The 26,144-nt window shown below is 32.0% G+C and carries 16 protein-coding genes; 1 reads left to right on the top strand and 15 read right to left on the bottom strand.

Going from position 1 to position 26,144, the window contains the following annotated elements; all coding sequences use genetic code 11:
- Positions 1-71: 71 nt before the first annotated feature.
- From ABXG81_RS00190 to ABXG81_RS00145, 10 genes are all read right to left on the bottom strand, one after another.
- The gene (locus ABXG81_RS00190) at positions 72-287 is read right to left on the bottom strand and encodes a hypothetical protein (protein WP_353528844.1); all 216 of its coding nucleotides are present in this window, start codon (positions 285-287) and stop codon (positions 72-74) included.
- Positions 288-342: 55 nt separating this feature from the next.
- The gene (carB, locus tag ABXG81_RS00185; RefSeq protein WP_316122263.1) at positions 343-3,561 is read right to left on the bottom strand and encodes a carbamoyl-phosphate synthase large subunit; all 3,219 of its coding nucleotides are present in this window, start codon (positions 3,559-3,561) and stop codon (positions 343-345) included.
- 333 nt (positions 3,562-3,894) lie between these two features.
- Positions 3,895-4,083 carry a hypothetical protein gene (locus ABXG81_RS00180; RefSeq protein ID WP_117521937.1) on the bottom strand — a complete coding sequence of 63 codons (189 nt, stop codon included), beginning with the start codon at positions 4,081-4,083 and terminating at the stop codon, positions 3,895-3,897.
- Positions 4,080-5,699 carry an oligopeptide/dipeptide ABC transporter ATP-binding protein gene (locus tag ABXG81_RS00175; protein ID WP_353528843.1) on the bottom strand — a complete coding sequence of 540 codons (1,620 nt, stop codon included), beginning with the start codon at positions 5,697-5,699 and terminating at the stop codon, positions 4,080-4,082. The genes ABXG81_RS00180 and ABXG81_RS00175 overlap by 4 nt, the downstream gene beginning before the upstream one ends.
- Positions 5,680-6,687 carry an ABC transporter ATP-binding protein gene (locus tag ABXG81_RS00170; RefSeq protein ID WP_353528842.1) on the bottom strand — a complete coding sequence of 336 codons (1,008 nt, stop codon included), beginning with the start codon at positions 6,685-6,687 and terminating at the stop codon, positions 5,680-5,682. The genes ABXG81_RS00175 and ABXG81_RS00170 overlap by 20 nt, the downstream gene beginning before the upstream one ends.
- 6 nt (positions 6,688-6,693) lie before the next feature.
- A complete protein-coding gene (locus ABXG81_RS00165) occupies positions 6,694-8,646 on the bottom strand; it encodes an ABC transporter permease subunit (protein WP_316115732.1) in 1,953 nt (650 codons plus the stop codon).
- A gap of 9 nt (positions 8,647-8,655) precedes the next feature.
- A complete protein-coding gene (locus ABXG81_RS00160; protein WP_316115733.1) occupies positions 8,656-9,618 on the bottom strand; it encodes an ABC transporter permease in 963 nt (320 codons plus the stop codon).
- Between the two features lie 272 nt (positions 9,619-9,890).
- Positions 9,891-12,113 carry an ABC transporter substrate-binding protein gene (locus ABXG81_RS00155; RefSeq protein WP_353528841.1) on the bottom strand — a complete coding sequence of 741 codons (2,223 nt, stop codon included), beginning with the start codon at positions 12,111-12,113 and terminating at the stop codon, positions 9,891-9,893.
- Positions 12,114-12,406: 293 nt separating this feature from the next.
- The gene (locus tag ABXG81_RS00150; RefSeq protein WP_316115735.1) at positions 12,407-14,614 is read right to left on the bottom strand and encodes an ABC transporter substrate-binding protein; all 2,208 of its coding nucleotides are present in this window, start codon (positions 14,612-14,614) and stop codon (positions 12,407-12,409) included.
- 270 nt (positions 14,615-14,884) lie between these two features.
- Entirely contained in the window at positions 14,885-17,050 is a 2,166-nt protein-coding gene (locus ABXG81_RS00145; protein ID WP_316115736.1) for a peptidoglycan amidohydrolase family protein, read from the bottom strand.
- 225 nt (positions 17,051-17,275) lie between these two features.
- Between ABXG81_RS00145 and ABXG81_RS00140 the strand changes: the two genes are divergently transcribed.
- Positions 17,276-18,277 carry a hypothetical protein gene (locus tag ABXG81_RS00140; RefSeq protein ID WP_117521929.1) on the top strand — a complete coding sequence of 334 codons (1,002 nt, stop codon included), beginning with the start codon at positions 17,276-17,278 and terminating at the stop codon, positions 18,275-18,277.
- Positions 18,278-18,353: 76 nt separating this feature from the next.
- On the opposite strand, the gene ABXG81_RS00135 is transcribed toward ABXG81_RS00140, so the two are convergent.
- From ABXG81_RS00135 to ABXG81_RS00115, 5 genes are all read right to left on the bottom strand, one after another.
- On the bottom strand, positions 18,354-18,518 hold the full coding sequence (locus tag ABXG81_RS00135; RefSeq protein ID WP_209814275.1) for a hypothetical protein: 165 nt from the start codon (positions 18,516-18,518) through the stop codon (positions 18,354-18,356).
- 149 nt (positions 18,519-18,667) lie between these two features.
- A complete protein-coding gene (locus ABXG81_RS00130) occupies positions 18,668-20,140 on the bottom strand; it encodes an aldehyde dehydrogenase family protein (protein ID WP_353528840.1) in 1,473 nt (490 codons plus the stop codon).
- A 234-nt stretch (positions 20,141-20,374) separates the two neighbouring features.
- Positions 20,375-21,340 carry a CAMP factor family pore-forming toxin gene (locus ABXG81_RS00125; RefSeq protein ID WP_117521927.1) on the bottom strand — a complete coding sequence of 322 codons (966 nt, stop codon included), beginning with the start codon at positions 21,338-21,340 and terminating at the stop codon, positions 20,375-20,377.
- 11 nt (positions 21,341-21,351) lie between these two features.
- Entirely contained in the window at positions 21,352-23,115 is a 1,764-nt protein-coding gene (locus tag ABXG81_RS00120) for a CAMP factor family pore-forming toxin (RefSeq protein WP_117521926.1), read from the bottom strand.
- A gap of 56 nt (positions 23,116-23,171) precedes the next feature.
- On the bottom strand, positions 23,172-25,997 hold the full coding sequence (locus tag ABXG81_RS00115) for a lectin like domain-containing protein (protein WP_117521925.1): 2,826 nt from the start codon (positions 25,995-25,997) through the stop codon (positions 23,172-23,174).
- Positions 25,998-26,144 lie beyond the last annotated feature (147 nt).

The raw sequence follows: 26,144 nt of genomic DNA, 5'->3' as shown, positions 1-26,144 counted from the left end.
AAGACTGTTGCAAAATGAATAAATCCTTCCAACATTATTCATAGTTTTGCAACAGCTCCAATTAAATTTTTTTATTTACTTTCAAAAGTTCTGGAAAAGTCTGAAAACCACTTTAGTTCTTCTTTTGCTGTATGATCGTCCCAACCATATTGGCCTATTAAAAACTCTTTGAAGTTTTCTACACTTGTAAAGTCTGCTTCTAGGGGTTCTGTTTTTAGATTGCCCCAGTGGGCTATTGCTGATTCTCTATGCTCAGTCCATAAATCTTTTATATTTAAATTTGCCATATTAATCTCCTAAAATTTGATCTCTTTATTCCCAAGGATACTTCATATATATAATTTACTCAGATACTTCTCCTAATTCATATATATTTAGATCTAAGTCGTTAAAGTTTGAACTTGCTATATCTATCCTTGCTCTTAGGGTATCTAGGCTCGTAATAATCTCTACACCATATTCTATAGCCTTACGTCTGATCTTAAATCCGTCACGTTCGCTATCTCCTGCCTTGGTTGGTGTATTAACTACTAGATCTATTTTCCCACTTTCTATTAGTTCTAATATATCTATATCTTGATTTTCGTTATTACCTATTTTTGAAACTCTAGTTGAGTCTATACCATTTGCTTTTAGCATATCACTTGTTCCATAGGTTGCTATAAATTCGTAGCCTAGATCTTTCATATCCTTAGCTATTTCTAAGAATTCTTCCTTATCTGTGTCATTTATTGTTGCTAAGACTTTTTTGTGGTTTTTAGATATAGGTTCTCCGCTTGCAAAAAATCCTTTATAGAGTGCTTCTTCTAAGCTATTACCTATGCCTAGTACTTCTCCTGTAGATTTCATTTCTGGTCCTAAGGATACTTCTACACGTGCAAGTTTATTTAAGGAAAATACTGGAACTTTTACACAAGTCATCTTTGCTTCTTTGTATATTTCTGTTCCATATCCCATGTCTTTTAGTTTTTCTCCCATCATAAGCTTTGTTGCTATATCAACTATTGGAAGACCTGTTACCTTTGAGATATATGGAACTGTACGGGATGCCCTAGGATTTACCTCTATGACATATAAATCATCCTCGTATTCTATAAATTGAATATTAATCATACCGTTGATTCCAAGTTCTAGGGCAAGTTTTGTAGTATAGTCTAATATTTTTTCTTTGATTTTATCGCTAATATTTATAGGTGGATAAATTGACGTTGAATCTCCTGAGTGAACTCCTGCACGTTCTAAGTGTTCCATGATACCAGGAATTAGTACATTCTCTCCGTCTGCTATAGCATCTACTTCTATCTCACGACCTATGAGGTACTTATCTATAAGGACTGGATTTTCACTATCACGATCAAAAGCTGACTCTAAGTAAGATCTAAGTTTTTCTTCTTCATAAGTGATTTCCATACCTTGTCCACCTAGAACATAGGAAGGTCTTACGAGTACTGGATAACCTAGCTTGTCTAAAGCCTTTATACCATCCTCTACACTAGTAACGCCTACTCCTTGTGGATGGTTTATATCTAGTTTCTTAAGCATCTCTTCAAATCTTTCACGATCTTCTGCCCTATCTATAGCATCAAATCCAGTTCCTAGTATATTTACTCCATACTCGTCTAAAGATTTGGCAAGCTTGATAGCTGTTTGTCCACCAAAGGCTAGGATAATTCCATATGGTTTTTCTATATCTATAATCTCTTTTACATCTTCTTCAGTAAGTGGTTCAAAGTATAACTTATCAGATGTGTCAAAGTCTGTACTTACTGTTTCTGGGTTATTGTTGATAGTTATAGTTTCAATACCCATATTTATAAGAGATTTTATAGAATGTACTGAGCAATAGTCAAACTCTATACCTTGACCTATCCTAATTGGACCTGACCCTATAACTATAACTTTCTTCTTATCATCTACTTGTACACTGATATTATCATTATAGGTTGAATAATAATAGGCACCATTCTTTCTAAATGCTGATGTATCTACTTTTTTGTAAGAAGGACGAATATCAAAATCTTTTCTCTTTGCTATAACTTCTTTTAAACTAGCATTAGTAGAATCTGCTATGAGCTTATCAGCAAACCCTTTTTGTTTTAAATTTAGGAAAGTTTCCTTATCAAGGTCAAAGAAAGATTTTTCTTTTAATCCTTGTTCAGTTTTTACAAGATCTTCGATTTTTTCAAGGAAGAATATATCTATTTTTGTAATCTCATGAACTCTTTTTATAGAATTGCCACGTCTTATAAACTCAGCTATATCAAAAAGTCTCTCATCATCTGGATACTCCATTCTTTTTTCTAGTTCTTGATCAGATTTAGTCTTAGAAAACTTAGACTCTAAACCAAACTTACCTATTTCTAGAGATCTAATGCCTTTTAAGAGAGCTTCCTCAAAGTTATCACCTATAGCCATAACTTCCCCTGTAGCCATCATCTTAGTGCCAAGTTTTCTGTTAGCATTTTTAAACTTATCAAAAGGCCATTTTGGTATTTTTACTACTGTGTAATCCACAGTAGGACTTGCTGTACCAAGAGATTCTCCCGTAGTTTCATTAAGAATATCATCAAAGTTAAGTCCTGTGGCAATCTTTGTAGCAATTCTTGCTATAGGATAACCTGTTGCCTTACTTGCTAGGGCTGATGAACGAGATACCCTTGGATTAATCTCTATAACTGCATATTCATCATTTTCTTTGTTGTAAGCAAGTTGAACATTACAAGCACCCTTTACACCGATTGCCTCTACTATATCAAAGGAAGCTTGTTTTAACCTATCAACAGTTTCTTTTTTAAGAGTTTGACATGGAGCCACTACTATTGAATCTCCTGTATGAACTCCTACTGGGTCCACATTCTCCATATCGCAAACTATGACTTTGCCACCATTATTATCTCTTAGAACTTCAAATTCTATTTCAGACCAACCTTTTATAGATTTTTCTATAAGACATTCATTAACTGGTGATAAGGAAAGCCCAAGGCTTAGAGTTTCTATTAATTCCTTTTCGTTAGCTGCAAATCCGCCGCCAGTACCTCCTAAGGTATATGCAGGTCTAATAACAAGTGGGTATCCAATTTTCTCTGCTGCTTTTTTACCTTCTTCAAGACTTGTTGCAATCTCTGATTCTATAATAGGTTGACCAATTTCTCTCATAGTTTGACGGAAAAGATCACGGTCTTCACCCTTTTTAATAGCATTAATATCTGTTCCTATAAGCCTTACATTATATTTATCAAGTATACCCGACTCTTGTAAGTCAAGGGTCATATTTAGCCCTGTTTGACCACCCATAGAGGCTATAACTGAGTCCGGTCTTTCTTTTTTGATTATTTCTTCTACTACATCAATGGTAATTGGCTCTATGTAAGTCTTGTCAGCTACACCTTTATCAGTCATTATTGTTGCTGGATTTGAGTTTACTAAAATAGTTTCAATTCCTAAAGATTTAAAAGTTTCTATAGCTTGAGTTCCAGAATAGTCAAACTCTGCTGCTTGTCCTATAACTATAGGACCAGATCCAATTACAAGTGTCTTTTTAATAGAATTATCAAATGTCATAAGTATCCTTTCTTAAAAATAGGCAAAAAAAATTTGTCTTTGAAATCACTAAAAATGGACAAAAAAAATTTGTAGAAAAATCTTCCTAGAAATTTTTTATCCTTATCATTAAAACACTTTTTAGAAAAAATTACAAGTTTTCTTATAAATTTTAATCTATATAAATAAAAATGGGGCCGTTGCAAAACTGTAAATAACTATCATCTCATCATCAGAAGAATCTCTTAGGAATCTTTTTACATAACCTGCCAGATCGTATAGGCAAAACTTCCGTAGAGGTTCTTCTGATTATTTTAGGACAATTTATTCATTCTGCAACAGACCCTTTAAATTTCATAATAATATAGCAAATAGTAATAGAGGACCTACTACTATTAATAGACCTGGTAGAAATACCTTAAGTGCTGCTAAAAACATAGCTAGACGGTCGTTTTTTTCCAAATTATCCTCATCTAGTAGCAGCTCTTTTTGATAGATTTCTTCTTCACTTTTTCCTTCAAATCTATCTATAGGCTTTTTCATATAGCACTCATCTCTTCTAATTCATGGTCTAATTCTTTTTTGGCCTTCCTATTCTTTTCGAAAGCTTTTTGCTTCTCCTTTTCACTTACTTCCATCAAGTGACAAGATACATAATGGCCATTACCATAGTCTTTAAGCTCTGGAACATATGTTTTACAAATATCCATAGCATATTTACATCTAGTATGGAAACGGCATCCTTTTGGTGGATTTACTGCTGATGGTATATCTCCCTCAATAGTTTGCAGTTCTTGCCCTTGGTCTACGTCTGTTCTTGGTATAGCTTGAAGTAAGGCCTTAGTATATGGATGGTATGGACTATCGAAGATTTGTTCTGTACTTGCTAATTCTACAAGAACTCCAAGATACATTACACCTATTCTATCAGATATATATTTTACGACTGATAGGTCATGAGTAATAAATAAATAAGTTAAATTATTTTCCTCTTTTAAGTCTTGAAGTAAATTTATAATTTGTGATTGTATTGATACGTCAAGAGCTGATACCGCTTCATCACATACTATAAAGCTTGGTTTAAGGGCAAGGGCTCTTGCAATCCCTATTCTTTGTCTTTGCCCACCTGAAAATTGATGAGGATATCTATGCAAGAAATATGGTGCTAGACCACATTCTTCCATAATTTCTTGAATATATTCATTGTATCCCTTATCTTTTCTAGATTTAAATAAATCGTGACCTAGGACGCCCTCACCTATGATATTACCTACTGTCATCTTAGTGTCGAGAGATCCATATGGATCTTGGAAGATCATTTGTAGGTCTTTTCTCATAGCTCTCATTTCTTCATCATTTAATTCTGATAAGTCGATACCACTATCTCTTTGACTTTCTAGTTCTTTAAAGCCTTCATTACCAGCAAGGCTCTGCCTATATTCTTCGATTTTGTTGTATTTTTCGCCAACTTTTTTAGAAAGTGTAGCTCTTTTATCCAATAAATCCTGGTATTTTGAATCATTTTCAAGTGCTTTATGATACTGATCCAATTGTCTAGTTCTCATTTGGAGCTTATACTCAAATATTTCTATAGATTCTAAGATAGCTGCACGTTCTTTAAGAAGCTTGTAATAATCAGCTAATAGATTAGATACCTTAGCTAGATCTTTGCTGGTTAAAAGGCCTCCAGCAATTCTTATCATATTAAGATATTTTTCTTCTATCTCACGTCGTTTAAACATAGCCTTTTCATTAAATTCTGCACGAGCCTGATCTGTATCAGCTTTATCTAGATTAGCATAGATTTCTTCTAGCTCTTTTTGAGCATTGGCATAATGAGGGAATTGACTTGGAATATTTTTAATCATTTTTCCCATATATTCAGGAGCTATATCCTCTAAAGTTTTTCCATAATATAGGGTTGTTCCCTCTGTTTGATCATATATTTGAAGAAGTGTTCTGCCAAAGGTTGACTTTCCACATCCTGATTCTCCTACAAGACCTAGAGTTTCCCCTTGGTAAATATCTACGGTAATTGATTCATTAGCGTGAACATAAGATCCTGGCCCCTTATCGAAAAGACCTTTTTTCTTTAATGGAAAATATTTTTTAAGATTTTTTATCTTAAATAAGACCTTTTTATCTTGTGTATGTTCCATCATCTCTTTCCTTTCTATTTGGATAATGGCATCTGATTTTTTGATGTTCATTAAGTGCAACTAGCTCAGGCATTTGATTTACACATTTTTCTGTGGCAAAGCTACATCTATCTGCAAATTTACATCCTGCTGGTAAGTTTAGTGGATGTGGTACAGAACCAGGGATTATATCAAGTCTTTGGTTCTTATCACTTGTTATAGATGGTATTGAGTTTAATAAAGCTACCGTATATGGATGGTTATAGTCTGTTATATCATGTTTAAATATAAATTCTACTGGTGATTGCTCTACTATCTGCCCTGAATACATTACTGCAACTTCATCTGCCATTTGGTTAATTACACCAAGGTCATGGGTGATAAAAAGTATAGAGGTATTAAGCCTATTCTTTAAATCATTCATAAGTCTTAGGATTTGAGCTTGTATAGTTACATCTAGGGCTGTTGTAGGCTCATCTGCTATAAGAAGTTTTGGTTCACAAGCAAGAGCCATGGCAATCATTACCCTTTGATTCATACCACCTGATAGCTCAAATGGATATTGTTTAGCTACTACATGCGGATTAGGTATCTTTACAGAAGCTAGAAGTTCTTCGCATCTTTTTGCTGCTTCTTTTTTACTCATCTTTTTATGTAGCATAAGTACTTCTGAAATCTGTTTTTCAACTGTAAATACAGGATTTAGGGAACTCATAGGCTCTTGGAAAATCATAGAAATTTCATTACCTCTAATCTTTTCCATTTGACTACGAGTATATTTAGTTATATCTTCACCTTTATAGATGATTTCCCCTTCATATATCTTTTGATTAGGTTCAAATAATTGCAAAATACTCATAGCAGTTTGACTCTTACCTGAACCAGACTCACCTACAAGACCTAGGGTCTTTCCCTCATCTATAGTGAAAGAAACCCCATTAACTGCCTTAATAAGACCTTTTCTTGTGGAGAAATATGTATGAAGCTTGTTAATTTCTAGTAATCTCATCTTTCTCTACCTCTCATTTGCCCTTGGATCTATAGCATCTCTTACAGCATCACCTATAAGATTTACTGAGAATGATACTAAAAATACTGCTAAAGCTGGGAATACCCATCTCCACCAATAGATATTTAATACATCTGATGTTTGAGCTGCTGTTAGCATATTACCCCAAGATGGTGTAGGTTCTTGAACTCCAAATCCTAAGAATGATAAACCTGATTCTGATAGCAAGTTACCTGCATACCCCAATGTTGCATTTACTATTACTATGGATAATATATTTGGCAATATGTGCTTATTCATTATAGATTTATTCTTAACACCTAGAGCACGAGCTGCTGTTATATAGTCACGTTCACGTTCGGCAAGGATTTGTCCACGTACTAAACGAGCAAGACTTGTCCAACCTAGTAAACCTAAAAGTACCATTACCATGGTGATTCTCTTAGTCTGGCTTGCTCCTGGAGGTAAAAGAGCTGATAGGGATATAAGCATAGGATAAAATGGGAATGATGAAATAATCTCAGTAATTCTCATAAGTACATTGTCTACTCGTCCACCTGCAAATCCTGCTATCATACCAATTAATACACCTAAGACTACTTGAATAATAGTTGATATCAAAGAAATTATCATAGTCATTCTTCCACCATGAATTAATCTTGTAAATATATCTCTACCTTGATCATCAGATCCAAATCTAAACCCATTAAGACCCCAAGTTTCAATTTTACTATCTTCATCATTTACAGCATATTGATTAAAATATGAAGCATATATCTGATTAAATTTACCTTCTGGTGATTTCAATTCTCCATAATTATCAACACCCCAAGTGTATATATTACCTTCTTCATCTAGAGCAGTTAAGGTCGTATCCCCTCCTTCAATCTTTACCAAAGGTGCGGAAAATTTGGGTATATTATCGCCTGATAGTTTAGATCTTGATGGTCCCCATACATATAGTTTTCCATCTTCGTCTATTGCCGCAGCAGAGTTTGATGTAAGAGCAACATCTGCTACTTTCACTGAACCATCCTTTAGCTCTTCTGGCATATTTGTATCATTTTCAGCACCACGAACACCTAGTAGTTCTATAGAACCGTCAGTTTTACGAACTAGCATATTAATTGCTGATGTATCAAAATCTTCAACTTTGCCTTGAACTGTAGATGGTATTAAGTTTAACCTACTTGCAAGTGTTGAGCCCCATACTACTAAATTCTTATTTTTAGTAAGAACTACAGAATATTGAACTCCTGCACCAAGTTTAGCGATTCCTTCTTGCTTTATTTGAGATTCTTGCATTGCTGGCATTTGAGTTTGTTGAAAAGAATTATTACCCCAACCGTAGATTTGATTATCGTCGGTTGCTACTATTATATGCCTATCGCCTGCTGCCACATCTGTAACTTTTTTATTATCTAAGGCTTCTTGTACTTTTTCAGGAATAGTTAAGACCTTATCTGAGTTATCACTGCCCCATACATAAACATTATTTTCTTTGCTTAGACCAACAGAAAAGGTATTACCTATAGAAATTCTACTAGTTCCTTCTTTTTCCATTTCCTTAGGAAAGTTCATATAGGCTCCACCCGGAGCTACATTTGTAAGATTACCTTGAGAATAGTATTGATTAAATGGAAGAATAGCACTACCTACAAATACTATTAATATAATAGATACAAACATTATAAGACCTATAACGCCAAGTGGATTTCTAAAGAAATTTCTAGTAGCTACCTTACCTGGAGAAAGTATTGCTTCTTCTTTTAAATTATCATTCTCAGGATTGTTATTCATCCCAGGATCTAAATCTAAAACATCATTTTCACCATATATTCTATCGTCAGTTACTTTAGCTTCATTATCCATATCACTTTTAAAAGTGAACCCACGTATAAAGTATGATTTTAAAAACTTAGCATATGACTTTATTGATTTATTTAAAGTTTTATTCATAATATACCTCTACGCATCCAATTTAACTCTAGGATCTACTAGGGCGTATGCCACATCCATAAGTAGATTTCCAAGTAAGGTCAATATAGCATAAAACATTGATAAAGCTAAAATAACGTTATAATCTTGTGCCATAACAGCAGTTATAAGTTCATTACCTATACCTCTATAAGAAAATATTCTTTCTGTAATAGCTGAACCTGAGAACATCCCAAGTATTGCCCATGTAAGAGCTGTTACTACTGGTATAAGTGCATTTCTAAAGGCATGAGAATAAATAACAGTTTTTTCTTTAAGTCCCTTTGCCCTTGCTGTTCTTATGTAATCCTGATTTAATGCATCTAGCATAGAATTTCTTACATATCTAGATAAAGATGCAAGTGAACCTATAGTAAGAGTTATAGTTGGTAGCACTAAATACTTGACCCATTCCCCAAATTCATTAGTCCTAGGCATACCATTAGCTGGGAACCATCCTAATCTAAATGAAAAGAAAAATATTAATATAAGACCTATAAAAAATACAGGTATGGATAAACCAACTAAGGTCAGGGTTTGAAATGTCCTATCAAAAACCCCTCCCCTATGGGTGGCTGATCTTATTCCTATAAGTATAGACAAAATAAAAGATATAATTGTTGAGCCTAAGTTTAAGTATATTGTGTTTTTAAGTGGCTCTCTTAGATATTCTTTTACATTACGTCTTACCCTAGTTGATTCTCCAAAGTCTCCTTTTAAGGTTCTGCCAAGCCATCTTATATATTGCTCTGGCAGTGGCTTATCATATCCATAACGAGCTGATAAACTCTTATAAAGTTCCTCTTGTTGAGCCTTAGTCATACGAGTATTTTGAGGCATCATAGCTTGGATTGGATCTCCTGGCATAGCTTTTGAAAAAGTAAAAAGCAATATAGAAATTATTAAAGCTACTGGTATCAAATTAAAAATTCTCTTTACTATATAACGAAGCATAGTTTCCCTTCCTATTTAAGTAATAGTTTTCATTTAATTGAAATAAAAGATATGTAAACTATTAGATTATAAATTTTATTATCTATATATTATAATAATAAATAAATTTTGTCAAATGAAATATCTGTACACACCCCTAAATCATGGGATGTAAACGATTTATATTTTTTTCGATTTTTTTGTTAAATATTGTATTTCTATGCAACTTTATGTATAATCAGTTTATCTTATAAGTAAAAAAGCTCACCTAGGTGAGCTTTTTTTACAACAAATTATTTTGATAATGTCATTGCATTAATTTGATATGATACTGGCCATTCAGGAGTATTTGTATCAAATCCTTGTACTCTATTTGTATAAGCTGTGTGATATTGATTAGAATAAAGTGGGATTTCTGGTAAATAATCATTGTACCATAATTGGAAATCTAACCATTTATCTAAATATCCTTTTTTATCATCTGGATCCGTCTTTCTTAAAGCTTCTGTTACTTCATCAGCCTTTGGATCATTTGCCTTTGTATGGTTATCATATCCCTTTGAGTTATATTGATAGTATGGATCAAATGGGTGTTCAAAAGAAGTGCCCATATTAAACACTGTGTATTCCGCATCTTCTTTTGGTGTATAGTAATAATCAAGTAAAGTAGCAAAGCTTCCAGCTGTTACATTATATTCCATACCTACTTGCTTAGCATTATTAGGGACTTGATTTGATATTAATGTTGTAAGTGGAGATTCATCAGAACCGTATTGATTTACAACTAATTTTTCTCCATTTTCATCATATCTATAATAATCATATCCATCCGGATCCTTATTAAATGCTTCTTCAGCCTTTTCTTTATCCCAAGACGTCTTACCATCTTTTTCAAATTTATAAGGTGTATCATCCAACAATTTATTAGCTTCGTCTAGATTTAACTGATAGTTTATAAGGTCTGGATTACTTTCTAGATCTGCTCCTTTTTCTTGATACATCCATTGGCTTGTACCATACATACCATTTGTTACAACTCCATAACCACCTGCAAATTGCTGAACAAATGAGTTTCTATCCATTAAATGTGCTATAGCTTGTCTTACTTGTTTATATTTTGTTGATCCTCTATCTGTAAGGAAGGTAACATTTCCATAACCATTTCTATCATAGCTATTATATTTAATTTTTCCTTCATCAGCTGCATTTCTAATTTGCTCAATTTTGCCACCCTCTGTTTCATCTTGCCAGATATCTATATCTCCATTTTCTATAAGGTCTACTGCTATATTTTGGTTTACAGTTTGTACTATAACTTTAGGAATGCTTGCTTTTTCACCCTTGAAGTTACCCTTATAATTTTCATTTAAAGATAGTTTTGCCATATTATTTGAAAAGCTATCAAATTTATATGGTCCACATACTACTGATGGATTTCTTCTATATTCATCAGCTATTTTTAACATAGCTTGCTCTTTAAGTTGTTGGGTCGGATCTACTTCTCCATTTAATCTTTCTTCAAGTTCAGAAATAGATTCATCGTGGGCTTTTTGAGTTTCCTCATCTATCTTTGAGCCTTCATTATCTTCTTTGAATTGTTTATTCAAATTATCAATTTGAGCTTGAATAGAATCTTTATATGCTTTTTTATCTTCTTCAGTTACTTCGTAGCCATCTTTAGCTACAAGTTTTTTTCCATCCTTGCTAATAGCTAAGTTCTCACTAACTGCATGCATTGGGAATGGAGTTTGTTGAGATAGATAAGCTTCTTCATAGTATGGTAAAAAAGAAGAATCAATCGTTACTGAAAAAGTATAATCATCAATTTTTTCTAGCCCTTCAAACTCATCTATATTTTTACTAGGGTCATGGAAACCCTCATATCCTTTTAAAGCATCCTTGCCAACTGCCATAGTAGCACCAGTCACTGGTATGTATGATGAATCAGAGAATAATAAGCTATAGAATAAATAATCATCTGCTGTAACATCTTCTCCATCTGACCATTTCAAATCTTTATTAAGTTTATATGTTATAGTTTTTGAACCATCTTCATTATCTACTTTTTTTGGTTTTTCTGAAAGAACTGCATCATTATCAACCCATTGACCAGATTCATCTACGACTGCTGTATTATAAGCATTAGTTCCCTCTGTACCGATTAACCTTCTAACTACAACATCGTAAGAGTTATTAGACCATCCTTCAAAAAAGTCTCCGCTCATCTCAGATGTACCAATTACAAGAGTGTCATCTCCTGTCAAATTATCAAAATCTGCAAGATCAGCCTTATCTTTATCAGAAAGTTCATCTCCTTGATCATCTTTTGATTGGGAATCACTTGAATTAGAATCTTCTTTTGAAGAATCATCATCTTTTTCGTCTTTCTTATCAGAAACATTTGATTCATTCTTACTATCAGAATTATTATCTTTATCACTTTCTTCACCACAAGCTACTAAGCTTGTCGCAAGGCCCAAAGCCATGAGAGAAGAAAAGACTTTTTTAAGTTTCATAGTCATCCTCCATTTTTTGTAATTTATGCTATTTTAATACTTATTTTTTTATTTGTCAATAGATCAAATATTTTTTTATTTATATTATTCTATTTTTATACATTTAATTGTTATATTTGCAATTACTTTGATAATAGTTTGCAATTTATTTCATAAATCTTTATCTAGATATACAATTAACTAAATAAATCAGGATTAATTTTAAAAAAAGAATAATAATAAGCTGGAGTTCATAAGTTATTTTTAAAGATAACTTATGAACTCCAGCTTAAATTCTAATTTTTTATAAAATATTATTTTTCAAGAGTCATAGCGTTAATTTGATCGTTTGCATGCCATTCTGGTGTCATTGTATCAAATCCTTTAACCCTATTTGTATATCCAGTATGGTATTGATTAGCATAAAGTGGGATTTCTGGAAGGTAGTCATTGTACCATTCGTTAAATTCTTCCCATTTATCTAAATATCCTTCTTTATCATCTGGATCAGTCCTTCTTAAAGCTTCTGTTACTTCATCAGCCTTTGGATCATTTACTTTGGTCTTATTAAATGGTCCTTCAGTAGAGAAGTATAGCCATGGATCAAATGGATGAGCAAAGCCACTTCCCATATTAAATGCTGTATAATCTGGATCATCCTTAGGGAAATTATAATAATCTAAAAGTGTTTGGAAAGATCCTGATTGTACATTATATTCCATACCTACCTGAGCAGCATTTACTGGAAGTTGGTTAGAGATTAATGTTGTAATTTCTGAATCATCACCACCAAATTGATTTACAACAAGTTTATTTCCATTTTCATCATATCTATAATAGTCAAACCCTTCTACATCGCCTTTGAATTGTTCATTAGCTTTATCTATAGACCAAGGTGTTTTACCATCTTTTTCATATTTATATGGAGTTTTATCCAATAATTCATTAGCTTTATCAGTATTTAAAGTATAGTTAGTTAACTTGGTTTCTAAGTCTGCTCCTCTTTCCTTATACATCCATTGACTTAAACCATAATAACCATTAGTTACTACACCATATCCACCCGCATAATTTGTTACAAATTCATTTCTATCTAATAAATAAGCTATAGCTTGTCTTACCTCTTTATATTTAGTAGTTCCTCTATCTGTTAAGAAAGTAATATTACCAAAGCCATTTCTTTCAAATTGACCAAGACCAATCTTACCAGCTTGTTCAGCTGCCTTCATTTGATCTATTCTACCACCTTTCATCTCATCTTCCCAAATATCTATATCACCATTTTCAAGCAAGTCTACAGCTATATTAGGGTTAATTACCTGGATAATGATATGTGGTATAGTTGCCTTATCCCCATTGAAATTACCTACATAATTTTCATTTAATGATAATTTAACCATATTATTTTTGTATTCATCAAATTTATATGGTCCGCATACCACAGCTGGATTCAATCTATAATCCTCAGTTTCAAACAAGGATGCCTTATCAATTAAAAGTCTTGTTGGATCTATATCCCCTTGTTTTGAATCTTCAAGTTCTTTAACTTGATCATCTTTTTCTTTTAAAGCTTCGTCATATTCTTTTCTTTCATCAGAACCCTCTTTCGGTTCCTCTGGATAAGATTCATCAAAATCTTCTTTTATTTTTTCAATCTTATTATCAACGCTTTCAGCAAAATCTTTCTTATCATCATCAGTTACTTTATAGCCCTCTTTTACTTTCAAAGACTTACCATTATCTGCAATAGCTAAGTTTGGAGCAATATAGTGCATAGGACTTGGACCTACTGCTGTAAGCTGTGGCAATTCGAAATATGGTAATTCATCTGCTTTGATAGTTATTTTAAATGAATAGTCATCTAGTTTTTCTAAACCATCAAATTCATCAGTAGTACCTTCTTTAAATTCATCATATCCTACTAATGAATCAGCCCCTATGTTTATAGAACCTGTCAAAGTATTAAAGTTAGAATCAGATTCTAAAAGAGTTCCAAATAAATAATCATCAGCTGTAATAGGCTCACCATCAGACCATTTTAGGTCTTTCTTTAATTTATATTCAACAGTTGCTGAACCATCTTCATTATTTACAATTTTAGGTTCTTTTTCAAGAGTTGCAGGATTCCAATGCCACTGTCCTGCTTCATCTACATAGTGAGATGTAAATCCATTATTTCCTTCAATACCCATGAATCTACGCGCTTTTACATCATTTTCATTATTAGCATAACCTTGGATAAAATCTCCGCCTAAATTGTCAACACCAATTACTAGTGTGTCATCATCTGTAACGTTTTCAAAATCCTTAATAGCTTCTTCATCGCCTTCATTTTTGTCAGTATCACTACTATCCTTATCTGAGTCAGTTGAAGACTTCTCATCTGTTGTACTAGTTTCTTCCTTTGTTTTATTACTAGTATCATCATTTTTATTTGTATCATTATTATTATTGCCGCATGCAGCTAGTGTCATAGATAAAGCTAGTGCCATGGCAGAAGAAAATACTCTCTTAATTTCCATAACCTTTTCCTTTCAATTATTACAAAATAAAAATATATTTATATTATAATAATTATAAAATACATTTCGATAGAAGTCAATATTTGTGTTAATAATAATGCAATCTAATAATAATTTATAAAAAACATTATTATTAAATATAAAAATAAAAAGGAACTATTGCAATTATAATTTAACCATTTTATTATCAAAGACTTCTTATAAATATTACTTTGATAAGCTTAAAACGATTAATTTATTCTGCAATAGTTCCTTTTTTTATATTTTAATTTATTTTCTATTTAGATATTCTCCCTTAGAGTTTGAGCCTACTAGTCTATAGTACCTAACTGGTAAACCTCTAGAGTCTCCCATATATCCTTTTCTAGGTGTTACAGCTACTCCATTTTTGCTATATGTCATATGGATAATTGTATCTTTATGTGGGTTTAATATAAATCCTGTATGACCTGCTGCTCCTGCTGAGCCTCCTGGTCTTCCTGATACGAATATATCACCATATTGAAGTTCATTTTCTTTGATTTCATACATAACCTTACCCTCTGCTCCTAGTTGGAATAAAGTTTCTGTATTACCCACCCAAGCATTTTTACTTAGGAAACCACCATATATTAATGATCTATAAACAGCTGAAGAACAATCGGCTTGAGTTGAAGAGTTTCTTCCAGCTCCCATATTATAAGTCATTCTTCTATCTCTTGCATTGAACATCCATTCAAGAGCTTTATCTAAACTCTTACTTCCTGGGATATTATTATCTTCTTTTGTTGCTATTCCATTTTTATCAACTGTATATACTACTCCTCTTTGAGTAATTTTCTTATTTGGTGTCAATCCATTTTGAGTGAAATAGTAGTATTGATTATCTATTTTCCAAACACCTTCTTTAACATATCCATTTGAATTAGTATGATATTTTTTTCCATCAAGATTTACCCAAGAGTTTCTAACAACAGTTGCTACACCTCTATTATCAATTCTGTAGTATTTTCCAGCAGATATTACAGATCTATTTTGGATCATTACACCATTGCTTTCAAACACATATGTATTATTATTTATTGTCTTGGCACCTTTTGCAAGTTTACCATTTTGATCAGATCTATATGTCTTACCACCCATGCTAAACCAAGCATTTTTAGGGTTTTTAACCACACCATTTCTATCAACTAAATAATACTTGTCAGCAGCTATTAGCTTTTTATTTGTTGAAAGTGCACCTTTACTATCAAAATAATATGACTTATTCTTGATAGTTGCAATACCTTTTAATAATTTACCATTGTTATCATTATAGTATTTACGATTATTAATATTTATCCATTGATTCTTAGGATTTATCATAGAACCATCATTGGATACATTGTAAAATGATTTATTCGTTACTATAATTTTATTTCTTTGTAAATGACCTTGCTTATTGAAATAATACTTGCTGCCATTAATCTCCTTGATACCTCTTATAATATTTCCTTCTTCATTCAGATAGAAAATATTCTTATTAATGCTTGACCACATAGATTTTGGATTTGTAGCAATACCATTTTGATCTATATCATAAATTTTATCTTCTATAAGAATACGAGCATTCTTAACTAATTTATTATCTTCATAGTATTTAACATTACCATTTTCATTAACAAGGTAGCCAGTACCTTTTTGTGAGTAATAATTTGTTTTTTCTAATTTTGTTTCTTCTTCTTTAGATTCATCATCATCTAATTTTTTTGATTTATCATTGCTGGAATCTGATTTTTCTTCATCAGCTTTATTATCAGAAGTAGTATTTTGATTTGTATCTAGAGTTTGATTTTCATTTTTGTTAGTAGTTTTTGCTGGCTTATAATTAGGATTAAAGATTTCATCGAGATTTTTGTTGTTATAATAAACTACATCATCTAAATTTTCCTTAGATATAGTTTCTTTATCTTCATCTTCTTTATAGTCATTCTCTATACCATCAGAATCTTCTTCTTTTTTATCTTGCTGTTTATCATCATCTTTGCTAATATCGTCCTTATCAGCTTCATCTTCAAAATCTTTATTAGCTTCAGGATTTTCTAAAGATTCATTTACTTCTGGTGTTTCTTTTATTTCTTTTGATTGTTCTGATTCTTCATCTTGTTGTTCTAAAGTATTTTCTTGTGGTGTAAGACTAGTAGTTTCATCTGTTTTATCTATAGAATCATTATTAGTTTCGGAAGATTCATTTGTTCCATCAGAAATAAAGCTAGATTCATCTTCACTAGCTTCAGTTGTGCTTGAATTTTCTGCTTCGTTATTTGTTTGAGTTTCGTTATTATCTAAATTAGTCGACTTGCTCGGTTCAACATTTAGGTCATACCCCTCATCCGCATAAGATTTATCAGCTAAGCTAACAGTTGAGGATACAAATAATGTTGAGGCAAGTAACAATGTTTTATTTAATTTTTTCATTATTCTCCCTCACTCTATATTACAATATTATTACAAATTTAATTCTTTCGCTAATCACTGCCCCTATTATAATATATCTTTCTGATAATTGCAACAAAAAGGTTACAGTTTTATTAAAAAATATCAAGACTTCTTACAAAATTAGTTAAAAATTAATTACAATTAGGTCTAAAGCTATTTAAATTTAGCTATATATGGTAAAATAAAAGCAATTAAGGAGGCCTTATGAAAAAAAATAAAATTATTATAAGCTTATCTTTAGGATTACTTCTTACATCTTGCAATCAAACAAATAACCAAAATAAAAATTCAGTGTCAGAAGAAACCATAGCCCAAGCCTTAGATGGAGAAAAAGAAAAAAAATCTAATGAAATCTTAGATTCAGATGATAAAGAAAAAAAATCAAAAAAATTAGGTGCCGATGACTGGAGAGATATAATAGTAGATATGGGAGATTTTTCCCAAACACTTGCAAAAAATCTTACAGATGATCAAATTCAAGAACTAGTAGATGATGCTACTAAAAAATCAAAAGAAACTGGATATTGGGATGTAAAAGATTTTGTATTTCAAGAATTATCCAGACAATATCCAGAATTATCTAATAAATTTCCTTTAGATACTATAGGAAGAAGAGAAAATTGGACTGCATCTAAAAAAGGTGAAGTTACTGATAAATTTAACTATGAAAGACAAGTCATGGCAGATTTGGGATATCCATCAAATTCTGTTTGGTCTATAGATGATAAGCTAATTGAAGATGCCTTCCATACAGCTTATGAAAATGATCCAAAACTTTATTATGATGATTATGTTAAAAATGCAGCCGATTTACTCTTTGAAAAAATAGATGATCAAGAAGAAAATAAAGCAACCGAAAATGCAGAAGATGATAAAGAAAAAACAAGTGAAGAAAATGTAGAAGAAACAGATAATAATACTTCTAATAATAGTGACAAAAATAAACTTAAAAAATATGGATCAAGCCAAACAGACTATGATGCTATAAAATCAGCTCTAGTGCAATACTATGAATTTAGTCCTTCAAGTGTAAATCAAATGACCAACGAAGATATAGATATAGCCTATACACGCGCTTTAAAAAGATTAGATGAAACAGGCTTTGGTGATATAGGAGTAATATTTGAAGAATTAGGTAAGATGTATCCAGGCTCATCAACAATGTATCCAGGAGATGCAAGCGAGAATTCCGAATCAAATAATTAATAAAAAAATGAACTGTTTTGTGTATTTTTATAATGCATTCCAGTTCATTTTTTATAAATTATCCTTATTTTATTTTCTATTTATTCTTTAAATCATTAACTATATTAATGACTCCTGTTATAGCTATAATAGCTGCTAATATAGTCATAAAATCGTAATTACCGGTACTTAAATTTTTTATAAGTAATATAATTGCAAATATTATAGCTATTATTTGTACTATTTTTAATGTTTTATTCATATTCTAACTCATAAATTTATTAAATAAAAAATTTCTATAAATCCCTAAACCACTGCACAATTTTTTTGGAATCCTATAAACTATATATAGTAAAATTTATTAAATAAAAAATTGAACTTCAAGTTAAATCTGATTTCGTTTATATTTACTTAAAACATACCAATCTTATCTTTTGAACCATCTATCATAATATTTTTAACCTGTGTATAGGCTTCATAAGCAAGTTTATCTGTTTCACGACCTATACCTGATTCTTTATAGCCACCAAATGAGGATCCTGCTGGGAATTGATTGTAAGTATTTACCCAAACTCTTCCTGTTCTCATTCCATTTGCTACTTTCATTATTCTATATATATCATTGGAGTATATTCCACCTGCTAGGCCATATCTACTATCGTTGGCTTTTTCGATTACATCTTCTTCATCTTTAAATTTATCTACAACTATTACAGGACCAAAAATTTCTTCCTTTACTGCATCATTATCCTCTGGAACATTTGCAAGTATGGTTGGTGCAAAGAAAGCCCCTTTATCTAGTCCATTTTCTGTAAGTGGATGACCACCTGTAAGAACTTTTCCACCAGCAGCTTTAGCTTTTTCAATAAATTTTTCAAGTACTGCAAATCTTTCTTTATCTCTCAAAGCTCCCATTTGAGTTTCTAGATCTAACGGATCGCCTACCTTTACATGTTCAAATGCTTTTACAAGTTTTTCTACAAATTCATCATAAATTGTTTCTTGAATAAATAATCTTGAACCTGCTGAGCATACTTCACCTTGATTAAATAATATACCTAATTGAGTGCCTTCTATAGCTTTATCAATATCGCAATCATCAAATATGACATGAGCTGACTTACCTCCTAGCTCTAGAGTTGCTGGTATTATATTTTCGGCTGCTGATACTCCTATATGACGGCCTATCGCTGTAGATCCAGTAAAGGCCAATTTATCAAATCCATGATGGTGTTGTAGATATTCTCCAGTTACTGATCCTTTTCCTGTTACAAGATTAATAAGACCTTTTGGAAGTATATCTTCGATAATACGTATAAACTCAAGAATAGAAAGTGATGTATGACTTGATGGAGAAATTACTATAGTATTTCCTCCTGCTATTGCTGGAGCAAGCTTCCAAGCTGCCATTAGTAGAGGAAAGTTCCAAGGTATCATTTGTCCAACTACTCCCCATGGTTCACGTTTTCTAATTGATATAAATCTTTCACCGAGCTTTGTAATCTCATCTTCATCTGCTCTTAGAATGGCTGCAAAATATTTGAAATGATCAGAAACTAGCGGAATATCTCCATTAAGTGTTTCGCGAATTGGCTTACCATTATCCATTGATTCTAGTTTTGCTAAATATTCTCTATTTTCATCAACCTTAGCTGCTATATCTAATAGAAGTTCTACTCTCTTCTCTTTTGACCATAAACCATATTCTCCATCGAAAGCTTCGCGAGCTGCAACAACAGCCTTATCCACATCAGCACTATTTGCAGCAGCAAATTCACCAAGCTTTTCCCCAGTGGATGGGTTAATAATATCTATATATTCGCCACTTTCCGGCTTAACCCATTCGCCATCTATAAAAAGTTCATATCTATCTAAAGTATTCATATATCCTCCTAAGTATTATAATTTAATCAATTGATATTTAATATCAATTTACCCTTAAAATTATGTATTTAAAACTAAAATAAAATTTGTACAATAAAAAATCACACCATAATTGAACTGATCGACTCCTTAAGTTGTATTAATATCTACAACTTTTTTAGGATCAACTTAAATTGGTGTGATTTTCTATTTAGAAGGAAAATTTTAAATTAATAAGTTTTATACAATACTATCCTAGTATTTTAATGCCTCCATTGTTTGTATTAGGCCATTTACATTCATTTTTGAAGGACGAATGTATCCTAATTCTTCTTTTGCTCTATCAATAGCTTCTGCTACTTCTGGTCTGCTATCTCCACGTCTTTTTGCCTTCTTTAGATCTGCTAAAAGTTCTTTCAATTTATCAATTTCATTTGGCATTGCTCTTTCATCTTCATTACTTAGAGCTACTGCTACAGCTTGATCTAGTCTATCTGATAATTGATAAATTTCTAGAACTGTTGCTTGTGGACGTAATCTACCATTTGTAATCTCAGCTACTTCCTTATCCAATTCTTTAATTACATAAGTTGGTTTATTTTTTAATTCATTATATTTCATGAATCTTGCCTTGTGAAGTTTAACATCTAGATCACTTCTTACATACATATTTGCTGTATCATTTAGGCCCATTTCTGGATAAGATAATAGTTTTGCCTTTAATACTTCAAATTTTGCCATGTAAGCTTTCATATCTTCTACTGTATGAAATGGTGATGCTGCTATGACTAAGCCTTCAAATACGTATTCAGCTATTTCTGCATGGGCATCATCAACTTTGTATCTTAGTTGTGTTGTTGCAAATCTAATTGCTCTACCAACTCTACCTAATACTAATAATCTTTGCGGAATTGATGCTGGGTCATATAGGTCAGCAGCACTAAATCCTTGTGAAGATTTTTCTATATTATCTTCAATTTCTAATGTTTTTGAGTTAAATTCATCTACCATTTCTTTATCTTGGTCATCTGTGATATTTAGTGAATTAACTTCATCTCTCATTGACCTAATTTGTTGTTTATATACTTCTGCCTCATCCATTGTAAGACTATTTGTTTCTTCTGGTGTATCTACTATAATATTTGAAGCAAATGTTGGAGCAATATGTCCAAATGTTAGTGTTATTGCTAGGGCTGATGCAAAAATTTTATTAAGTTTCATTTATTTCTCCTTTAATTAAAAGCTAATTCTATATCTTGACTGATATCTTTTATATTGACTGTGCCTGATAATTCTTTTTGCCATGTTGGTATATCAAAGCCTGTATATTTTTTAACTGCCTTCCCATTTTTTAGATATATTCTATTGTTTATAGTTTTATTTCCGTAAAAAAGTGTAATATCGCATGGACCATTGTAAGCCTTGTCATTTTCCATAGCTTCTACACTAATAGTAAATACTCCTGCATTCCTTGGTGAAATCTCAATATTTGTAATAGAATAAGTTTTTTCCACTTCTTTTTCGGCTATGTTTACTTTTATAGATTTTTTTATACCATTTACACTTGTTGCTGTTACTTCTGTATTACCAGGGTTAAGGGCTGTTATATTTCCATTTTCATCTATACTTGCTATATCTGGATTAGAAATATCATAAGTAAGAGTCTTATCACTTACTCTTTCTGGAAATACTAGAACCTTTTGTCCTAGTGGATAAGTTTCACCTAATTTCATTTCAACAGATCCTACTGTAAATGATATATCATTTACTTCATCGGAATTATTTTTAACTAATTTTTCCTGTTTATCTGTATCTTTTTTTGCACTTAAATATTGATCATTTGCACCAGTTGGTTCTAGCATTGGTAGGCTTGTTGGTTCACCTGGATTTAGGATTTGTAATTCAAAATCTTTTGTTATTCCGTTATCTAAAGCCATAACAGTGATAATTACATTACCTGTTTTTAGAGGAATGATTTCATTGCCTATAACACGAGCTACATATGGGTTTGATGAGTAAATTATATAATCTTTATTTTTTACCTCTGCTGGCATGATTACAGGTCTTATCTTTGTTTTATTATCTATGTTGATAGCTCCTGCTCCACCTTCCATAAATTCGATTTTTTCTGCTCTAATTTTAGGTCCAGCAACTTTTTCTATAGCTAATATTAATTTTTCCTCTTCTTCATCAAGCTCTCCACAAGTGACGGTGATTCTCCACCATAATCCTGCTGCTTTGGATATTTCCTTATCCAATTCTCTAGCTTGAAATTTTCTACCTGTTCTATTAGCATCATTTCTTACCTTGCGAGCTTCTCTTATAGTTCTATGATAAGCAGCCTTTTTATAAATGGTTGCTATATCTTCTGGTGATAGATCAGGATATGATAGAAGTTCTTGCTCTAAAGCTTCAAATTTTTCTATGTATTCCATGATTTGACTTTCACTCGCAAATGGATTAGCAGCATATACTATTCCTGTTAGTATATATTCAGTCAGCTTTGTATGAGCTGCTATAATCTTATTTGATAATTCAGTACTACCAAACCTTATTGCTCTACCTATTCTTATTAAAAGTTGAACTCTAACTGGAATAGTTGTTAAATCATAGATGCTTCCTTCTGCTAGTCCACCTTGACGAGATAGCGTTCCGTTTTCTACACCTTGTTCATAATCGTCTATTTCTAGACCCACTGTTCTTACTGCCTCATTAAATTGTTTTAAGCATTCTTCATACTTTTCATCGGCAGCTTCTACTCCTTCTACTGACTTTTGTGCTTTAGTTAGTTCTTCTCTAACTTCTGCAATTTCTAGCTTTTGTTGGTCTGATCCGATATTAGTATCTACTGTTATGCCTGGTTTTCTTTCTCTAATCAATGTATCCTCATTGATTTCAAGATTATTTGCATAAGCAATAGAACTGATACCTGGAGCTACTGCCAAACTTGACATTAGAAGTACAAGAGCTATGGCAACATTTTTGCTCTTTTTCATATTTCCCTCCCATTGGATTTATTTATATTTAGCCTTACTAAATACCACAATTATTATTAGTTCATACTATAAGCAACACTTGATTGAGTATTGACAACTTTTAAGCTAGTTACAAAATCTTTTTTCCAAACTCCAAAATCACCTCCAGAATATCTAATACTAGCTTTGCCATCTTTAAAATTCACAGTATTTATTCTTGTTGTCCCTTCAGATATTGTTTCTACAATACCCATGCCATTATAAAGATTTCCATCTTCAAAAGCTTCAAACGATAAAGTAAAAAATCCATTTTCTCGTTGTCCCACTTTTATATCACCAAGTTCATATTGTTTTTGAGTAAGACCAACAACTTTTTTAGGATATTCTCTTATAAAAGCTTCTGACTTATTATCCTTAGAGAATTCATAAGATATATGATCCTCTATATCACGTAGTTTTAGATCTGTTTGAAAGTTAGTTCTCCAAACACCAAATTGTCCACCATTATATGTGATACTAGCTTCTCCATTTTTAAAGTAAAGTGTTGACGTTTTTTCTACTAGCTTATCTTCTTTATTGCCAGCCCTAGTTGTAATAGTTGCAGGACCTTGATATCCCACTCCATTTTGACTGGCTTTAAGGCTTATAGTGAAATATCCACTTTTTCTTTGTGATACATCAAATCCATCTAATTCAACCGGATAATTTTCAAAGTTTGGTAGTACCCTTACGTTTACTGATTTTTTTATATTGTTATTTGTTTTAACAGTTAATGTAGTTTTTCCTACAGATTTTGCTGTAACTAGACCATTTTTATCGATATTTGCTATTTCTGGATTTTTTGATTCATAAGTGAATTCTCTTTTAGCAGTATCTGGATAAACTGTAATCTTTTCTGATAGGTCTAAAGTTTCACCTTCCCTTAGGCTTGCTTGAGGAATTTTTATAGACATATTTCTTATAATGTAAGGATCTTCATATGGCTTTGGAGGATCCGGGAATTTTTCCCCATTATCTATTTCTCCATTCTCATACAATTCGTTATCCCCTACCACAGGTATTTCACTTAATTTGTCATAACGTAAATTTTCTGGAATTATTTCAAGGTTAAATCTAGATCTTAGAATTCCACGAGAAACTCTTGTTTCTACTAATATATTTGCTGTTCCAACTTTTTTAGGAACTATCACTCCATCTGCTTTTACATCTACTATATCTGTATCTAAAGTGTAGATCTTTATGGCTACGTTTTCTATATCTTTAGGTTCAATTATTGGAGTTAGTTTTCCTTTTTTATTTATTCTTAGATAACCACCAGCTCCTTCTGCAACACTTATATTTTTAACCTCTTTAACAGGTTCTGGAGTGTTAGGATCTACTGGTAATTCATCATCTCCTATAACTTCACCTGTTGTAGTAATAGCCTTTAGGCATACATTTGCTCCTTTTAGTTCGCTTGAAAGATCAGTCCATTTTTTACCATCACTTGATACAAAAGATTGACCAGGTTCCGAATCTGCTTTGGATGAAAAATTATTTATTCTTGCTTCAACTGCTAGAGGATATTTGTAATTTGCCTTTGATGAATCTAGATATGCCATCACAGCAAATTGTTCACCTTCCTCTAATTCCATTTGACTAATATCAATTGTATAATATCCTGGATATTGTAAAGTTCCTGAAGCCACTTCTACTTTTTCACTATCTAATTGGCTAGTCCTTTCAATATTTCTTACTACATATAGTTTATAATCTGTATACATACTTACATTGAAAATTCCAATTTCGTGAAGAGTTTCTTTACCATCTGACTTAAAGATATTACACATATATCCTTGTTTATTATAGCCTACAGATCTAGTAGCACCTAGTGGATCATATTGGTAAATATGCCCATTAGGATCTTTTTTCTTGGGTATAAAACAAGCATTAGATTTACCTGCATAAACATCTTCATAGGATACATAATAGTATCCATTATCCATATAGGAAGATCCCCATGAATTCTTACAAATCCATGCACCATTCGCCTTTGGCTTGATTGAGAATAATTCTTTTGGGAAGGTATCATCCCAACCAACTATAGTAACTGCATGATCATCGCTGCCCCCACCTGGGTTAAAGTAGCTATTATTTTTAGCATTTTCGTAGTACTTTGAACTATTGATAGTTGTATAAACACCACCGTATTTCATAATAGTTTGTTTGATATCCGTAGTATCTACAAAATTGTACACATCTGGTAGATATAAAACTTTATCAATGTCTAAGACCCTATCTACATCTGTTGGAGATACTGATATTACTGGATCATACATATCGTCTTTTTCATCAACAGGACCTGACCATCTAGCCATATATGCTGCAGCTATATCCCTATTTCCACCATCATTTGGACCCCAGTCAAATCCATGGGTATTTCTAAGATGCTTTTCTGAAAAATCAAATTTTCCATATTTACTTAAAACTGACTCCATAGAACCATATGTAGCAAAAGCCCAACATGAACCATTTTTTCCTTGGTTCTTAACAGGTGATACTCTATTATGATCTCTAAGATCATATTTTTCTGGTAAATTTGAAGATTTGGATCTTGTCCTTGTCTTTATATAATCAAAATTTACATCTAATGGAGATACCTTATTACCAGACTTTTGAGCTGCCTTAAATTCATCTGATATCGGGCTTACTTCTAGTATTTCATTCTCATCTTTTGAGTCTTGGTAGATATCTGTAGGATCTGGAGCTATTTCTAGCTGAGGAATAAGTTCTGCTTCTTGCTTTTCTTGTGTGCTAACTGAACTATCAGCTTTTTGATCCGTAGCTAAGGCTGGATCGGCTTGGAATATTAGTGATCCCATAACCAATAGAGCGAATAGATTTTTTAAGTACTTCTTTTTCACGATTTCCTTCTTTCAATTTGTTGTTTAGGGTTTGATATAGACTGCCGATAAGGCCATATACTTTATAGTTATTGATAGATTAAATTTATAATTTATCTACAGAAGTTAAAATTTATTCAGATGATATATACATAGTGATAGAATTTT

The sequence above is a fragment of the Anaerococcus nagyae genome (genome assembly GCF_040364225.1).
Classification (GTDB): Bacteria; Bacillota; Clostridia; order Tissierellales; family Peptoniphilaceae; genus Anaerococcus; species Anaerococcus nagyae.
The sequence above is the reverse complement of the archived record's forward strand: the minus strand, read 5'-3'. Positions and strand labels throughout refer to the sequence as shown.

What these genes read in the sequence shown, in the direction of transcription:
- carB (WP_316122263.1), bottom strand. Translation starts at nt 3,561, where the DNA reads ATGACATTTGATAATTCTATTAAAAAGACACTTGTAATTGGATCTGGT.
- ABXG81_RS00145 (WP_316115736.1), bottom strand. Translation starts at nt 17,050, where the DNA reads ATGAAAAAATTAAATAAAACATTGTTACTTGCCTCAACATTATTTGTA.
- ABXG81_RS00190 (WP_353528844.1), bottom strand. Translation starts at nt 287, where the DNA reads ATGGCAAATTTAAATATAAAAGATTTATGGACTGAGCATAGAGAATCA.
- ABXG81_RS00130 (WP_353528840.1), bottom strand. Translation starts at nt 20,140, where the DNA reads ATGAATACTTTAGATAGATATGAACTTTTTATAGATGGCGAATGGGTT.
- ABXG81_RS00150 (WP_316115735.1), bottom strand. Translation starts at nt 14,614, where the DNA reads ATGGAAATTAAGAGAGTATTTTCTTCTGCCATGGCACTAGCTTTATCT.
- ABXG81_RS00180 (WP_117521937.1), bottom strand. Translation starts at nt 4,083, where the DNA reads ATGAAAAAGCCTATAGATAGATTTGAAGGAAAAAGTGAAGAAGAAATC.
- ABXG81_RS00140 (WP_117521929.1), top strand. Translation starts at nt 17,276, where the DNA reads ATGAAAAAAAATAAAATTATTATAAGCTTATCTTTAGGATTACTTCTT.
- ABXG81_RS00165 (WP_316115732.1), bottom strand. Translation starts at nt 8,646, where the DNA reads ATGAATAAAACTTTAAATAAATCAATAAAGTCATATGCTAAGTTTTTA.
- ABXG81_RS00135 (WP_209814275.1), bottom strand. Translation starts at nt 18,518, where the DNA reads ATGAATAAAACATTAAAAATAGTACAAATAATAGCTATAATATTTGCA.
- ABXG81_RS00125 (WP_117521927.1), bottom strand. Translation starts at nt 21,340, where the DNA reads ATGAAACTTAATAAAATTTTTGCATCAGCCCTAGCAATAACACTAACA.
- ABXG81_RS00120 (WP_117521926.1), bottom strand. Translation starts at nt 23,115, where the DNA reads ATGAAAAAGAGCAAAAATGTTGCCATAGCTCTTGTACTTCTAATGTCA.
- ABXG81_RS00155 (WP_353528841.1), bottom strand. Translation starts at nt 12,113, where the DNA reads ATGAAACTTAAAAAAGTCTTTTCTTCTCTCATGGCTTTGGGCCTTGCG.
- ABXG81_RS00170 (WP_353528842.1), bottom strand. Translation starts at nt 6,687, where the DNA reads ATGAGATTACTAGAAATTAACAAGCTTCATACATATTTCTCCACAAGA.
- ABXG81_RS00160 (WP_316115733.1), bottom strand. Translation starts at nt 9,618, where the DNA reads ATGCTTCGTTATATAGTAAAGAGAATTTTTAATTTGATACCAGTAGCT.
- ABXG81_RS00175 (WP_353528843.1), bottom strand. Translation starts at nt 5,699, where the DNA reads ATGGAACATACACAAGATAAAAAGGTCTTATTTAAGATAAAAAATCTT.